Here is a 14,163-nt window from a genome sequence, read left to right on the forward strand (position 1 = left end):
ACCTGAGTCACTGACGTCCGAGAAGCAGGGGTCCGGTGTCCGTCCGCGCGCTGCCGCCAGGAACCGCCGCCGTCCACGGATGGCCGCGGGTGGCGCGGCCCGGCCGTTCCGGCGAGGTGACCCACGGTGTCCGGAACAAGTCCACGACGATGGGCTCCGCTCCGCTCGACCTCGTCGACACGGTGTTCGACTGGGAGGGTGCATCCGTCGACCGCATCGACGGACCCGCCGCCTGGCGCGTGTGGCTGGTGGAGGCCGGTCTCCGCCAGCCCGCCACGGAGATCGACGATCGACAGCTCGCGCGCATGCGCGACTTGCGGGAATCGATCTACGCGGTCGCGACCGCGATGATCGCGGGGCTGCCGGCGCCCGAAGACGCAGTGGTCGTGGTGAACGAGGCCGCCACCGCGCCGTATCCGACCGCCGTGCTGGTCGTGGACGAACGCGGGCTGTCCGCACGGCTGCCCGAGCTCGGTCACGACGACGTGCTGACGGACATCGCACGGCGCACGGTCGACCTGTTCACCGCGGAGCACCGGTCACGGCTCCGCGCCTGCGAGGACGAGGGCTGTCCCGCGCTCTTCTTCGACAACTCGCCCGCGGGCGACCGGCGCTGGTGCAGCCCGCAGTGCGGCGCCCGCGCCTCCTCCCGCGAGTACCGGGCTCGCCGCCGCGCCGCCGCGCTCGTCGCCGTCTGACCGGCTCGTCCACCGGATCGCACACGGTCGATGACCTCGGGTGACCGAGTGTGACCTCCTGCGACGCGATGCGATAGGGCATCAGGACCTCATCCCTCAATAGTCGATTCGAACCCGCTCGGGCGGGCGAGAAGGAGTGGGATGTCCAGGCGACAGCTGCGGAAGCTCGGCTTCCTCCACATCGTGCCGTTCGAGCGCGACGACGCCGAACGAGGGCTCCGGGAGACGCTCGAGCTCTTCGAGTTCGCCGAGGCGCTCGGCCTCGACGGCGGGTGGGTGCGGTCGCGCCACCTGCAGTACGGGCTGCCGTCCGCATCGGTGTTCCTCGCGGCCGCGGCGCAGCGCACATCGCGGATCGATCTGGGCGCCGCCGTCATCCCGACCGTGTACGAGACGCCGCTCCGCCTCGCGGAGGACCTGTCGGTCGCCGACCTGCTGTCGGGCGGCCGGCTGCAGCCGGGACTGAGCGTCGGCCCGTCACGGCACCCCGCCGAGGTGGAGGAGCGGATCTTCGGTCCCGACGCCGATCGGGACGTGACCTACGGGCGGATCGAGCGGACGCTCGCCTTCATCCGCGGCGACGCGGTCGATGTGCCCGCCCAGATCGGGATCGGCGGCGTGACCGAGTGGTCGTCGGACCGTATCGAGCCGCACAGCCCCGGACTCGCGTCCCGGCTGTGGTACGGCGGCGGCTCGCTGCGGTCGGCCGCATGGGCCGGCGACACCGGGCTCCGTCTGCTCGTCAGCAACATCTCGACCGGCGAGGACACCGACGTGTTCGACCGGGCGCAGCGGCAGCAGATCGATCTGTTCCGCAGCCGTCACCCGCAGGGCGAGCAGGCGGTCGTGTCCAAGGGGCACGTCGTGATCCCGACCGACCGCGCGACGCCCGAGCAGGTCGCGAAGTACACCGCGTACGTGGAGGGGCGCACGCCGCGCACCCGCGTGCCGCAGCCGAACCGCCGCCTCATCGCCACCGACGTGTTCGGCAGCACGGAGCAGATCGTCGATCGGCTGTCCAACGACCTCGGGTTCCAGGCCGTCGACGAGTTCCTGTTCGAGCTGCCGTTCTCGTTCGACCCCGAGGACTACCGGCACATCCTCCGCGAGTTCGCGGAGCACATCGGGCCGGCCCTCGGCTGGCGGCCCGCCACCGAGCGAGCAGGAGCGGCACGATGAGCACGACGCTGATCGAGATCGCCCCTCTCGCGACCTGATCTCGCCCGCCACGCTGGTCGAGGAGGGCGCTCCGCGCCCGTCTCGAGGACCCGCGCCTGCCACGTCCGGCCGGTGGCGGGCCGGTCGAGCGCCTCCGTACGCCGCCCGAGAGACGGCCGCGGCACGCCTCCTCGACCGGCGAGGGCGGTCAGCTCGGCCTGCGCGCCGTCGGTGACCGCCGCGCAGCCCTGCCGGTGAGGACCACGACCGCAGCGACGACCACGGGGATGAGCAGGTGCCATCCCGCGAAGGGCACCGTCACGAGCAGCAGCAGGGCGCCGACGACGGCCAGCACGCGGGACCGCCCCTTGAACAGCCGTGCCGCCGCGATCATGCCGAGCAGGTAGGTGGCGAGCACGAGCACCGACGGCACGAACACGATGTCGTTCGTGCCCCAGCCGAGCAGCGCGCACGCGGCGAGGCCGGCCGCGCCGATGCCGCCGACGGCGAGGACCGCGGGCACCGGCACGCCGAGTCGGTTCCGGCTGGCGAGGAACCCGGGTGCCCAGCCGTCACGGGCGAGGGCGGATCCGAGCCGGGAGACGGAGGCGACGAAGGCGTTCCCGGTGCCGAGGCAGATGACCACCGCGGCGACCGCCACGACGCCGACGGCGGAGATCCCCAGCCCGCGCTCCACGATGACGCCGAGCGCGATGCGGTCGAGCGCCGGATCGCCGTACGACCCGGTGCCCACGACGGCGAACGCGATGCCGAGGTAGAGCACCGACACGATCAGCACGGTGAGCAGCGTGGCGCGCGGCAGGGTGCGGCGGACGTCGCGGAACTCCGCGGACAGGTGGGCGATCGCCTCCCAGCCCGCGAAGGCGAAGAACAGCACGACGATCGCCGTCCCGATGCCGGAGACACCGTGCGGTGCGAACGGCGCGAGGTGAAGGGCGCGCACCTGCGGGAGCGCGATCACGATGACGGCGATCAGGATCGCCGCGACGCCTGCCGCGAGCGCGATCTGGATCCGTGCACCGAGCCGGAGCCCCGCGAGGTTCGCGACGACCGCCGCTGCCAGGACGAGCGCCGCGAGCGCGGGCGCCCATCGCTGGTCGAGCCCGAGTGCTGCGGTGACGTAGTAGCCGGCGGTGAGCGGCACGATGGTCTGCCCGAGCGAGCCGGCGACGAAGTACCACCACCCGACCACGCCGCCCCAGGCGGGACCGAACGCCGTCGCCGCGTACGTCGCGACCCCCCCCGGCGTCGGGGAAGCGGGAGGCGAGCGCCGCGAACGTGAACGCGAGCGGCAGCCCCATCAGCGCGCTGAACCCCCACGCGATCAGGGAGGCGGGTCCGGCGAGCGAGGCGGTCTGGCCGGGGTAGACGAGCGCGCCGGCGCCGAGGATCGCGCAGAGGTAGAGCGCGACGCCGTGGCCGACGCCGATCCGGTTCTGCTCGGGCTCGCTGGTCATCCCCGCACCGGCTCAGGAGGTCCGCTGAACGGCGCGGAGCGCGGGCTCGAGCGCCGTGAACCCGTCATCCGCGAGGAAGTGCCCGCCGCCCGGCACGGTCACCAGCCGTGCGTCGAGCAGGCGGGCGAGCGCCGTCGTGGCGGACGGGGGCACCACGGTGTCGTCGTCGGAGACGATCGCGGTCCGGTGGAGGATCCGTCGCGCGAGGCGCCTCGCATCGGGCGGGCTCGCCGTGAACGGGTCGAGCTCCGGCAGCGCGGGGAGCGGCTCGGCGAAGCCGGAGACCGCGACGAGGCCGCGGATCGACCAGTCGCCGGGGAGGCGGTCGAGCGCGTGCAGGACGGTGATCGCGCCGAGGCTGTGCGCCACGACGGACAGCGTCTCATCCGGGACGCCGATCGCCGCCTCCACCGCGGCGACCCATCGATCCGGGTCGGGTGCGGCGGAGTCGGGGAGCGCGAGGATCTCGACGTGGACGCCCTGACGATCCAGCTCGTCCCGAAGTCACGGGAACCAGTGCGCGCGGGGGGAGGCGCGGTACCCGTGGACGATCACGACCCGTTCGAGCGGCATGCCGGTCGGAACCCGTCGGCGACGGGCTCATTCCTCCATGTCGCTCCGTGACGCGCCTCCGTGCTCCGCGGCGCGTCCTGCCGGCGGCGAGTACCGGTCGGCGATCTCCTCGAACCCCTTCGCACGCAGCGGCCCGGCACCACGTCGACGCCGAGGAGCCGGAGGTCCGCGAGGACCGAGTCAGGTCGGGAGGAGCTCGACGGCGAGCTTGCCGTGGGTGTGGCGGCGGCGCTGCAGCTCGATCGCCTCGGCGAACCGCTCCAGCGGGAACGTCGCCGCCACCGGAACACGGAGGTGGCCGGCAGCGACCAGCTCGAGCAGCTCGAGCAGCGCCCCCGGTCGCGCGTCCGACCCGTTCACCGCGCGCGTCCCGGGCGGCGGCGCGTCCGACTCGATGGTGACCACCCGACGGGGCGGGACGCCCAGTTGCAGCGCGACCTCGGCCGTCCGGGCGTCGAACAGGTCCGCCGCCGCCGTGATCCCGGCGGGCGCCAGCCGCCCGACCTCGTCGGCGAGCCCCGATCCGTAGCCGACCGGCTCGGCGCCGAGCCCGGCGATCACCGCCGCGGATGCCGGCGAACCGGTGCCGATGACGCGCGCGCCCGTCCGCACCGCCAGCTGCACGAGCAGCGAGCCGACGCCGCCCGCTGCCGCGGAGATCAGCACCGTGTCGTCGCGGGTGAGCGTCAGCGCGTCCACGACGGCGGAGGCGGTGCGGCCCGCGATGTCGATGACGCCTGCCGTGCGGTCGTCGACGCCGTCGGGCGTCCGATGCAGGCGGGGGTCGACGTCGGCCAGGACGACGTGGTCGGCGAGCGCTGCGACCCGTGCTCCGCCGAAGACGCGGTCGCCGACGGCCCACCGCGAGACGCCGTCGCCCACCGCGTCGATCACCCCGGCGAAGTCGTTCCCGAAGCCCATCGGCACGGCGACGCCGAACGCGGCAGCCAGCGCGGGCGACGCCGCGATCTGCCAGTCCACCGGGTTGAGCCCGGCGACGGCGACCCGGACCCTGACCCTGCCGGGACCCGGCTCGGGGACCGGACGGATCGCGAGGCGCAGGCGATCGGTCCCGCCGTGCTCGTCCTGCGCGACGAAGCGGCTGGTGGTCCCGGCCGTCGTGCTCGCCGGGCTCAGAGCAGCCGTCCCACGGCGGCCCGGCGGATCTCGATCGGCACCCGCGCGCCGTTCGCGAGCACGCCCTCCAGGTGCTCGGAGTCCGGGTGGGGTTCGGGTCGCGGCTGCCAGCCCGTCCCGATCACGATCTCGACGAGGTCCCGCGCTGTGGCCCGCTCGTGCATCGCGGACTCGAACGCGTCCAGCAGTCGCCGCTTGTCGGTCATCGCCCCGGTCCCCATGGATCGAGCATCGGCCGCGCGACCCGCTGGGGCAACGCTGTGACGTCGCATGACCGATCCGGCCAGGGGGGTCAGGGCTTCGCGCGGTCCTCGAGCCTGCGGCCGCGCCGAGCGCCGGGATGCGTGTCAGGGAGGCGGTCGGCGCCGTCGCTCCGCAGCCGGGACCGGAGGGTGCCGCCGGTCGGCCCGTCGCCGAACAGCCCGCGCTCCCGCAGCTCGGGGACGAGCAGCTCCGCGAAGTCATCGAGCGAGCCGGGGGAGATCAGCTGGTGCAGCAGGAACCCGTCCACGCCCGATTCGTCCACGTACGCCTCGAGGTTCGCCGCCACCTCCCGGGGCGTCCCGATGAAGCGCTCGTCCGCGAAGGCGGTGACCTTCTCGAACCGGCGGCGGACGTCCCCGGCGAGCAGCGGGGGCGCGTCCGGCCGCGTGCCCGCGGTCTGCGTGTGCGTCGTGTCCTGCTTCACCAGCGGCTCGTCGTCCGCGTACCGGGAGAAGTCGACGCCGCTCCAGCCCGCGTACGCGGCGATCTGCGCCTCCGGCGAGTAGAAGCGCTGCAGGTCGTCGACCTTCTCCTGCACCGCGATCGGCGTGGTCGCGATGATCGGGTCGATCCCGACCACGGCACGGATGTCGGCGGGGTCGCGACCGAGCTCGGCCGCGCGCCGCCGGATGCTCGCCAGACCGTCCCGGATCCTCGCCGGGTCCGACTCGCCGACGAAGACGAGCTCGGCGTGGCGGGCGGCGAACTCCTGGCCGCGCGGCGACCATCCGGCCTGCACGACCAGCGGGGTGCGCTGCGGCGACGGCGTGCTGAGGTGCGGTCCCGCGACCGAGAAGTGCTCGCCTCGGAACGCGATCTCGTGCACGCGCGCCGGATCGGCGAACCGCTGCTGCTCGCGGCTGCCGATGTACGCGCCCTCCTCCCAGCTGCCTTCCCACAGCGCGTAGCAGACCTGGAGGAACTCGTCCGCGCGGTCGTAGCGGCGATCGTGCGCGAGCACGTCGAGGCCGAAGTTCCTGGCTGCGCCCGGCAGGTAGGACGTGACGACGTTCCACGCGATGCGCCCGGCGGTCAGGTGGTCGAGTGTGCTGAAGCGGCGCGCGTGCGCGAACGGGTGCTCGTAGGTGGTCGACACGGTGGCTCCGAACGCCAGCCGTTCGGTCACCGCGGCGAGAGCGGGGATGTGCAGCAGCGGGTCGTGCGCGGGGATCTCCACACCCCACTCCAGCGCCGTCGCGGCGGAGCCGCGATACGTGTCGTACAGGCCCAGCACGTCGCCGAAGAAGAAGAGGTCGAACCCGATCTCCTCGGTTCGGCGCGCGAGGTCGGTCCAGTACCGCAGCGACGGCGTCTCGAGGCGCCGATCAGCCGGGTGCGTCCAGAGGCTCGCCGCTCCGGACCCGTTGCCGACGCAGGCCTGCTCGTACAGGCCGAAGAACAAGGGTGACCGGTCACTCACCGCGGACCTCGCTTCTGCTCCTGTCGCCCGGCCGCTGCCAGACGATGCTCCCGTCGATCATGGTGGCGACGCCGCGCCCACCCCCGCCCTCCACGATCTCCACCAGCGCGTCGGCCGCGGTCGTCGAGTCGATCGCGAGCACCGCGAGATCGGCGGCGGCGCGTGGCTCGAGCACGCCGATCCGAGCGGCGCCCTCGTCGAGCCCGAGCGCCCTGGCGCCGCCGTGCGTCGCCGCGGCGAGCAGCCGCGCATGCAGATCCGGCGCCCGGTACCCCTGCTCCCGCGCGATGCGGACCAGCGCCGCGACGTCGTCGAGGGGGTCGAGGGACGCCGACGACCCCAGCGAGTCCGTTCCGACGGCGATCCGGTTGCCCTCGACGAGGTAGTCCGCCACCGGCGGCGGGGCGAGACCGATCACCGCGTTCGAGCGGGGGCACAGCGCGACGGTCACCCCGCGCTCCCGCAGCAGCGCCCGATCCGCCGCGCTGACGTAGACGCCGTGCGCGAGGTGCGTCCGCGGGGAGAGCGAGCCGGTCGAGTCGAGGTAGGGGAGGACGGGGAGGCCGACGCCGTCGCTGCGCAGCACCTCGAGGTCGCTGTGCCCGAGGTCCCGCCAGCGGTCGGCGAGCGGACCGGAGCCCGTGCGCACGTACTCGTCCTCGGACGCGGACTCCGCCGCGTGGATGTGCTGCCTGAGCCCACGGTCGCGCGCGAGCCGCGCGATGTCGACGAGCACGCCGCGGTCGACCGAGTAGACGGCGTGGGGGGAGAGCCCGGCACCGGGGGCGGCGGGCAGGTCGGCGACGCGATCGAGCGTCTCCGCCCGGCCGCCCGCCTCCCAGCGCGACCTCGTCCAGCCGAACACCTCCCAGTAGGCGATGCCTTTCAACCCCGCGTCGTGGAGCGCGGCGCCCGCTGTGACGTCGGTGACCACGTCCGCAGCTGCCGTGGTCCCGCTCGCGAGCGCCGCCCGCGCCCCGGCCGCGGCCGATGCCGCCCAGTCGTCGATCGTCCGGTACACCGCGTTGAACGTGCCTGCCCAGTCCTCGAAGCCTCGGTAGGCGCCGCGCCCCACCTCGGCCATGCCGGTGTACTGGAGGTGCGTGTGCGCGTTCACGAGGCCGGGCACGATCGCGCCGCGCCACTCGACCACCCGGCGGTCGCCGCCGGGCAGCTCCGCGAGGACGTCGTCGAAGCGGCCGACCGCGACGACCAGGCCGTCCGCGACCGCCACCGCGCCGCCGGCGATCGGTGGGGCCGTGACCGGAAGCACGACGCCCGCGCGATGCACCGTGAACCGGGTCACGCCGCGTCCAGGGCGGCGGCGAGATCGGCGATCAGGTCGCCGACCGTCTCCAGCCCGATCGAGAGCCGCAGCATCCCCGGCTCCACGCCGAGTCGGCGGTTGGTCTCGTCGTCGAACGAGCCGTGCGTCGTCGTCGCCGGATGCAGCACCATCGAACGGACGTCGCCGATGTTCGTCATCCGGGAGAAGACGGTCAGCGTGTCGAAGACCCGTCGGGCGCCGTCGGCGCCGCCGCGGACGGTGAACGAGAACACCGGGCCGCCCTCGCCCCCGAGATGCCGGACGGCGAGGTCGTGGTCAGGATGCGATGGAAGGCCCGCGTAGTCGACGGCGGCGACCCGCGGATGACCGTCCAGGTACTCCGCGACGGCGCGAGCGTTCGCGAGGTGCCGCTCCATGCGCAGGGACAGGGTCTCCATCCCCTGCTGCAGCAGGAAGCCGTGCCATGGCGAAGGCGCGGGGCCGAGATCGGTGACGGTCGTGAACCGGAGGTATCCCTCGAAGGCTCTGGACCGCCCGAAGCGGTCGAGGAACGACGGCGCCTCCGCCGTCCGGCTGCGGGCCAGCAGCGGGTAGCGGTCCGCCGCCGCCGACCAGTCGAAGACGCCGCCGTCGACGACCACGCCGGACAGTGCTGCGCCGTGTCCCGAGAGGTACTTGGTGGAGGAGTGCACCACGATGTGCGCGCCATGCTCGATCGGCCGGAACACGGCCGGCGTCGCGACCGTGTTGTCGACCACCACCGGGAGCCCGTGCTGCTCGGCGACCCGGGTGACGAGACCGATGTCCGCCAGGTCGCCCTTCGGGTTCGGGATCGTCTCGATGAAGACCGCTCGCGTCGCCGGAGTGATCGCCTCCTCCCACGCGGCGGCGTCGCGGGGTTCCCACACCCAGTCGGTCGCGACACCGGCCCGCGCGAGCGTGCGCTCGAAGAGCAGCCGGGTGCCGCTGTAGATGCTCGACTGCGACACGATGCGCTCGCCGGAGCCGGCGAGCGCCAGCATCGTCGTCGCGATCGCCGCGGTGCCCGACGCGACGAGGACGGCGCCGGAACCGCCCTCGAGGTCGGCGACCCGCCGTTCCGCGACGCCGTTGGTCGGGTTGCCGTGGCGGGAGTAGACCGGGCCCTCCTCGATGCCCGCGAAGCGCTCGTGCGCGTGATCGAACGAGTCGAACCGGTACGCGCCCGTGAGGTACACCGGTGTGATCCGCGCGCCGGACGGGTCGTCCTGCAGCTCGCCTGCATGGATCTGGCGGGTCTCGAAGCCCGCGCCGGTCCAGTCCCCTCGCGGCGGCCGGACCTCGGGCCGCGAGGTCACCGGCTGCTGCCCAGGGCGAGGCCGGCCTTGACGTACCGCTGCGCGGCGAGCACCACCACGAGGGCGGGCAGGCTGGCGATGAGCGAGGCGGCCATCACGGCCGCCCAGGTGGTCAGCTGCGACTGGGTGAGGCTGTAGATGAACACGGTCACCGGGTACATCTGATCCTGCGTGACGAGGGTGAGGCCGAACAGCAGGTCGCCCCAGCTGAACAGGAAGGTGAACACCGCGGCGGTGATCACCGCGTTCCTCGACAGGGGCACGACGATGCGGACCAGGACACCGAGCGGCCCGAGCCCGTCGAGGGTCGACGCCTCGACGACCTCCTGATCGAGCCGCAGCATGAACGACCGCAGCAGGATGATCGCGAACGGGACGCCGAGGGTCGCGTCCGCCAGGATCAGTCCCGCGAAGGAGTTCAGCACCCCCCAGTCGTTGAACATGCTGTAGAAGGAGTTCGCGAGCACGATGCTCGGGATCATCTGCGCGACGAGCACGACGATCTGGGCGACGCCGAGCACGCGGGACCGCACCCGGCTGAGCGCGTAGCCGGCCGGCACGGCGATGAGCAGCGTCAGCACGACTGCGCCGAGCGAGGCGACGACGCTGACCCGCAGCCCGTCGAGGCCGCCGCTCGTCAGCACCCTCGCGTAGCCGTCGAGGCCGGGGTCCGTGGGGAGGAAGGTGACGTTCGCCGAGTTCGCGCCCGGCTGGAACGAGGCGGACAGCATCCAGAAGATCGGGAACAGGTAGGCGAGCAGGATCGCGACCGTGACGACGGTCCAGCGACGGCCGGTCGACCTGCGACGGGTGCTGCCGGTCATGCGCTCCGACGCTCCTGCCGGAGGGAGAGCCAGGTGTGCACGATCGCGAACACGAGGCTGACGAGCAGCAGGATCATCCCGTACGCGGCGGCGTCGCCGAACTCGAACAGGTCGAACGCCGACTGGTACGAGAGGAACCCGAGCGTCACCGTGCTGTCGGCAGGACCGCCCTGGGTGAGCACGAGCACGAGGTCGACGATCAGCAGCGTGTAGACGACGCTGAGGATCACGAGCACCGAGATGACGGGGCGGATCGTCGGCAGCACGATCGCGAGGAGGCGCTGCCTGCCGTTCGCGCCGTCGAGCTGGGCTGCCTCGAGGAGCTCCTCCGGCACCTGCTTCAGCGCGGCGCCGAGGATCGTCGACCAGTAGGGGAGGCTGCCCCACACCGACACCGCGATCAGCGCCCAGATGGCCGTCCTCGGGTCGGCGAGCCAGATGTCCGTCGGCAGGCCGAACGTCGACAGGATCCCGTTGACGGCGCCGTCGCCCGAGAGCAGCCACTTCCAGATCGTGCCGACGACGACGGAGGGCAGCAGCCACGGGATCAGGATCAGGGTCGGCAGCCAGCGGCTGCCGGGGAAGCGCTTCGCGAACAGCAGCGCGAGCGCGAGCCCCAGCACCAGCTCCGCGGACACCGACACGGCCGTGATGAGCAGGGTGTTGAGGAACGCCTTGCCGATGAGCCGGCCGGTCACGACATGCACGAAGTTGGCGAGCCCGACGAACGGCGCCTCGCCGGTGATGAACGTGCCCGCGGTGTAGTCCGTGGTGCTCATCCGCACGCCGAGCACCAGCGGGTAGATGAAGAAGACTCCGAAGAACACGACCGCGGGCACGAGAAGCAGAGCGACCTCCGCCCGGCGGCGTCCGCTCAGGGACAGACGACGCCGGCCGGGGGGACGGACCCCCGGCCGGCGCGACGCGAGCGCGTCGGTCGTCATCAGCTCTGCGTGGCCCTCTCCAGCGCCTCCTTCGCGCTGTCACCGTCCACGGTCGCGTACTGGAGCGCGCTGACGTACTGCTTCTGCAGGTCGTTCCACCTCGTGCCGAGCGCCGCGTAGTTGTAGGCGGTGGGCAGGGCGTCGACGAACGACTTCGCGGCGGGCACCTGCTGGACGAACGAGGCCTGCGCGCTGGTGAGGGCCGGGATGTAGCCGCCCTTCACCGCGGTCTCGAGCTGGTTCGCTTCGGAGGCGCGGCACTGCACGAGCGCGGCCGCGGCCGCCTCCTTCGTCCTGTCCTTGTTCGCCGCGACGCCGTAGCCGTAGCCGAGCAGACCGACCTTCGCCTCGCCGCCCGCGGTGGCGGTCGGGAACGGCGCCGTACCGTAGTCGACCTTCAGGCTCGAGTCCACGAGCTCCCAGGGGCCGGTGACCGTGATCGCGGCCTTGCCGGACTTCCACTGGTCGGGGGAGTCCCAGCCCCAGTTCACGAACTCCTTGGACAGGCTGCCGTCCGCGACGAGCTGCTTGTACAGGTCGACCGCCGTGACGGCGCCCGCTCCGGTCGGCTCGCCGGCGTTCCCGCCCGCGCTCAGCAGCCAGGGAAGGAAGTAGACCGGCGCGGCGCCGTCGTCGCTGCCGGACAGCGCGATGCCCTTCTGCGTCGACGTGGTGAGCCGCTTCGCGTCGGCCACCAGCTCCTCGAACGTCGTCGGCGGGGCGTCGATGCCCGCCTTCTTGAACGCGGCCTTGTCGTAGAACAGGGCGTAGTCCTCGACCTGCACCGGCAGGGCGACCAGCTTGCCGTCGTAGGTGCCGAGCGACGCGACGGCCTTCGACTGGCCCTCGGTGGTCACGCCGTGCGCGCCGAGGTCGGCGAGCACGCCCTCGGAGGCGAGCTGGGGGATCTCGACGGCGGAGTCGAGCAGCGCGACGTCGGGCAGGGTGCGGGAGCTCGCCGCCTGCAGCAGCTTCGAGGCGTAGTCGCCGGTGATGGTCTGGTTGTCGACCGTGATGCCCAGCTGCTTCGCGCACGTCGCGAAATAGCCCTTCTGCAGGGTCTGGTACGGGTCGTAGTCGATGTTGTTCCAGACCGTCAGCTTCACGCCGCTGAAGTCGGTCGGCTCGGCGCTGGACGCGGTGGAGCCCCCGCCGGACGAGCAGGCGGAGAGGGCGAGGGCGGCCGCTGCGCCGATGGCGGGCAGCGTCAGGCGGAGCGCGCGCCGCCTGGAGGGGGACAGTGCCATGAGCGGTGGTTCCTTGCTGTGCTGACCGGTTCGCGATGCGATCCGGCGAACGCCGGATCGCACGAGTCTCACCGGGGGAGGTCCTCAGGCCAACGTCCCCGCGTCTCGGGGAGACACGATCCGTAACAGTGGGAGGTGCCGGCACCGCTCCCGCCAGGCTGTCGGCGGTCCGAACCGCCCCGAAGGAGCCGCCCGTGGTCGTCCCGCCTCCCCGATCGCCCGACCCGGCCAAGCAGTGGATCGTGGTGGACACCGACACGGGCATCGACGACGCCCACTCGCTGCTCTACCTGCTCGCGCAGCCGGACGTCGAGATCCTCGGGATCACCGCGGTGTACGGCAACACCGTCGTCGAGGGGGCGGTGCGGAACATCGGGACGGTGCTGGAGATCGCCGGTCGGACCGACATCCCGATCTTCCTCGGCGCCTCGGCGCCGATCGAGGGCGAGGCGTCGATCGCCTGGTTCGTGCACGGTCACGACGGCCTCGGAGACCGGGGGATCGTCCGACCGGAGCCGGTGGTGCAGCCCGAGTCCGCGGCCGACTTCCTGGTCCGCACAGCCGCCGAGCATCCAGGACGCGTCGACCTGCACCCCCTCGGCCCGCTCACGAACGTCGCGCTCGCGCTGGATCGGGATCCTGAGCTGTTCCTCCGCTACCGATCCGTGGTGCTGATGGGCGGGGCGGGCCCCTACCCGGCGGCGGGCACCCCGGCGGTCACCGACGCGAACACCGCCAACGACCGAGTCGCGGCCGAGCGCGTGTTCGGCGCGGTCAACCGCGGCAACCTCGTCATGGTCGGCGTGAACGTCACGGCGCAGGCGCTGCTCGAGGAGCATGTGGTGGAGACGCTCCGGGCCATCGACGACCCGTGGCCGCGGTTCGCGGCGACCGTGCTCGACGCGTACGTCGACTTCTACCAGCACAAGTGGGGACGCCGGATCTCGTCCGCGCACGACGGCCTCGCGACCGTCGTCCTGCACCGTCCGGAGATCGTGACCGGCTGGGTGGAGGGGCCCGTCACGTTCACGCCGACGGCGGGATCGCTCGCGACCCGCGTCGCCCTGACCGCCGAGGGGTACCCGCTCTCGTTCGGCACGCCGGACGGCCCGTCGACGAGGGCGGTCACGGCCTTCGACCTGCGCGAGTTCCGCCGCCGGTTCGTGCATGCGCTCGCGTACGGGCGCAGCCGCGCCCCGCTCGACCGGGACGACCGGGTGCCGCCGCCTGCCTGGCCGAACGGCCGGCCGGCGGGCGCGCCGTGACCGCGTCGTTCCTCCGGTACCGCAGCGCGGCGGCGCTCGGGTTCGACGCCTGCAGGGCCGCGGCGATCGACGAGGCGCTCGGGGCGATCGCTGACGCGGCGGTCCTGCGGGACCGGGAGGGGACGGGCCTCGAGCGGGACGTGCGCCGGCTCGCCGCGCTGGGCGTGACCGCGGCCCGGCTGCCCCGCGCGGCGGGCGGGTCGGGGTTCGGCTACCCGGCGATGGTCGACCTGCTGATCGCGCTCGGCCGCGCCGACCCGAACGTCGCGCAGAGCCTGCGGTCGCACCTGACCTTCTCCGACGACGTCGCCCGCGCGCTGCTGCGCGGCGAGCCGTCGCGGTGGGCGCCGCACATCGCCGCGGGCGAGGTGTTCGCGGGGGCGACCACCGAGATCGGCTCCGGGGAGCGCGGCGCGGTCGCGACGACGCTCACCCGCGGCGCCGACGGCCGCTTCCGGCTCGACGGGAGGAAGTACTACGCGACGGGCTCCGGCTACGCCGACCGGCTGCACGTGCTCGTGTCGGGCGCC

At 73.1% G+C, this 14,163-nt stretch carries 12 protein-coding genes and 2 pseudogenes; 4 read left to right on the plus strand and 10 right to left on the minus strand.

Annotation, left to right across the window (positions count from 1 at the left end):
• Window positions 1–116 precede the first annotated feature (116 nt).
• Together ACFE60_RS02080 and ACFE60_RS02085 are read left to right on the plus strand one after the other, a co-directional pair.
• On the plus strand, window positions 117–698 hold the full coding sequence (locus tag ACFE60_RS02080; protein WP_375387180.1) for a CGNR zinc finger domain-containing protein: 582 nt from the start codon (window positions 117–119) through the stop codon (window positions 696–698).
• Window positions 699–839: 141 nt separating this feature from the next.
• Window positions 840–1,877, plus strand: a complete 1,038-nt coding sequence (locus tag ACFE60_RS02085; protein ID WP_375387181.1) for an LLM class flavin-dependent oxidoreductase — start codon at window positions 840–842, stop codon at window positions 1,875–1,877.
• A 187-nt stretch (window positions 1,878–2,064) separates the two neighbouring features.
• Here ACFE60_RS02085 and ACFE60_RS02090 read toward each other — a convergent pair.
• The 10 genes and pseudogenes from ACFE60_RS02090 to ACFE60_RS02135 all read right to left on the minus strand — a co-directional run.
• Window positions 2,065–3,120, minus strand: a pseudogene (locus ACFE60_RS02090) (APC family permease); the annotation flags it as partial.
• Window positions 3,121–3,346: 226 nt separating this feature from the next.
• Window positions 3,347–3,826 (minus strand): RBBP9/YdeN family alpha/beta hydrolase, encoded by a 480-nt coding sequence (locus ACFE60_RS02095; RefSeq protein ID WP_375387189.1) that lies wholly within the window; start codon window positions 3,824–3,826, stop codon window positions 3,347–3,349.
• Between the two features lie 261 nt (window positions 3,827–4,087).
• Entirely contained in the window at window positions 4,088–5,044 is a 957-nt protein-coding gene (locus tag ACFE60_RS02100) for an NADP-dependent oxidoreductase (protein WP_375387190.1), read from the minus strand.
• A complete protein-coding gene (locus tag ACFE60_RS02105; protein ID WP_375387191.1) occupies window positions 5,041–5,265 on the minus strand; it encodes a hypothetical protein in 225 nt (74 codons plus the stop codon). Before ACFE60_RS02105 ends, ACFE60_RS02100 begins: the two co-directional genes overlap by 4 nt.
• Window positions 5,266–5,336: 71 nt before the next feature.
• Window positions 5,337–6,728 (minus strand): NtaA/DmoA family FMN-dependent monooxygenase, encoded by a 1,392-nt coding sequence (locus ACFE60_RS02110; RefSeq protein WP_375387182.1) that lies wholly within the window; start codon window positions 6,726–6,728, stop codon window positions 5,337–5,339.
• On the minus strand, window positions 6,721–8,034 hold the full coding sequence (locus ACFE60_RS02115; RefSeq protein WP_375387183.1) for an amidohydrolase family protein: 1,314 nt from the start codon (window positions 8,032–8,034) through the stop codon (window positions 6,721–6,723). The genes ACFE60_RS02110 and ACFE60_RS02115 overlap by 8 nt, the downstream gene beginning before the upstream one ends.
• On the minus strand, window positions 8,031–9,353 hold the full coding sequence (locus tag ACFE60_RS02120) for an O-acetylhomoserine aminocarboxypropyltransferase/cysteine synthase family protein (protein ID WP_375387184.1): 1,323 nt from the start codon (window positions 9,351–9,353) through the stop codon (window positions 8,031–8,033). The genes ACFE60_RS02115 and ACFE60_RS02120 overlap by 4 nt, the downstream gene beginning before the upstream one ends.
• Window positions 9,350–10,177, minus strand: a complete 828-nt coding sequence (locus ACFE60_RS02125; RefSeq protein ID WP_375387185.1) for a carbohydrate ABC transporter permease — start codon at window positions 10,175–10,177, stop codon at window positions 9,350–9,352. Before ACFE60_RS02125 ends, ACFE60_RS02120 begins: the two co-directional genes overlap by 4 nt.
• Window positions 10,174–11,121: a carbohydrate ABC transporter permease gene (locus tag ACFE60_RS02130; protein WP_375387186.1), complete on the minus strand. Its 948-nt coding sequence runs from the start codon at window positions 11,119–11,121 to the stop codon at window positions 10,174–10,176. Before ACFE60_RS02130 ends, ACFE60_RS02125 begins: the two co-directional genes overlap by 4 nt.
• The gene (locus ACFE60_RS02135) at window positions 11,121–12,368 is read right to left on the minus strand and encodes an extracellular solute-binding protein (RefSeq protein WP_375387187.1); all 1,248 of its coding nucleotides are present in this window, start codon (window positions 12,366–12,368) and stop codon (window positions 11,121–11,123) included. The genes ACFE60_RS02130 and ACFE60_RS02135 overlap by 1 nt, the downstream gene beginning before the upstream one ends.
• 194 nt (window positions 12,369–12,562) lie before the next feature.
• Between ACFE60_RS02135 and ACFE60_RS02140 the strand changes: the two genes are divergently transcribed.
• Together ACFE60_RS02140 and ACFE60_RS02145 are read left to right on the plus strand one after the other, a co-directional pair.
• Window positions 12,563–13,633: a nucleoside hydrolase gene (locus ACFE60_RS02140; protein WP_375387188.1), complete on the plus strand. Its 1,071-nt coding sequence runs from the start codon at window positions 12,563–12,565 to the stop codon at window positions 13,631–13,633.
• Window positions 13,630–14,163 (plus strand): annotated as a pseudogene (locus ACFE60_RS02145) (hypothetical protein); the annotation flags it as partial. The gene ACFE60_RS02140 and the pseudogene ACFE60_RS02145, both read left to right, overlap by 4 nt.

Source organism: uncultured Amnibacterium sp. (assembly GCF_964245895.1).
GTDB lineage: Bacteria > Actinomycetota > Actinomycetes > Actinomycetales > Microbacteriaceae > Amnibacterium.

Bases quoted from the DNA above. Each gene is read 5' to 3' on its own strand.
- ACFE60_RS02085 (WP_375387181.1), top strand. From the start codon at position 840: ATGTCCAGGCGACAGCTGCGGAAGCTCGGCTTCCTCCACATCGTGCCG.
- ACFE60_RS02105 (WP_375387191.1), bottom strand. From the start codon at position 5,265: ATGGGGACCGGGGCGATGACCGACAAGCGGCGACTGCTGGACGCGTTC.
- ACFE60_RS02125 (WP_375387185.1), bottom strand. From the start codon at position 10,177: ATGACCGGCAGCACCCGTCGCAGGTCGACCGGCCGTCGCTGGACCGTC.
- ACFE60_RS02130 (WP_375387186.1), bottom strand. From the start codon at position 11,121: ATGACGACCGACGCGCTCGCGTCGCGCCGGCCGGGGGTCCGTCCCCCC.
- ACFE60_RS02135 (WP_375387187.1), bottom strand. From the start codon at position 12,368: ATGGCACTGTCCCCCTCCAGGCGGCGCGCGCTCCGCCTGACGCTGCCC.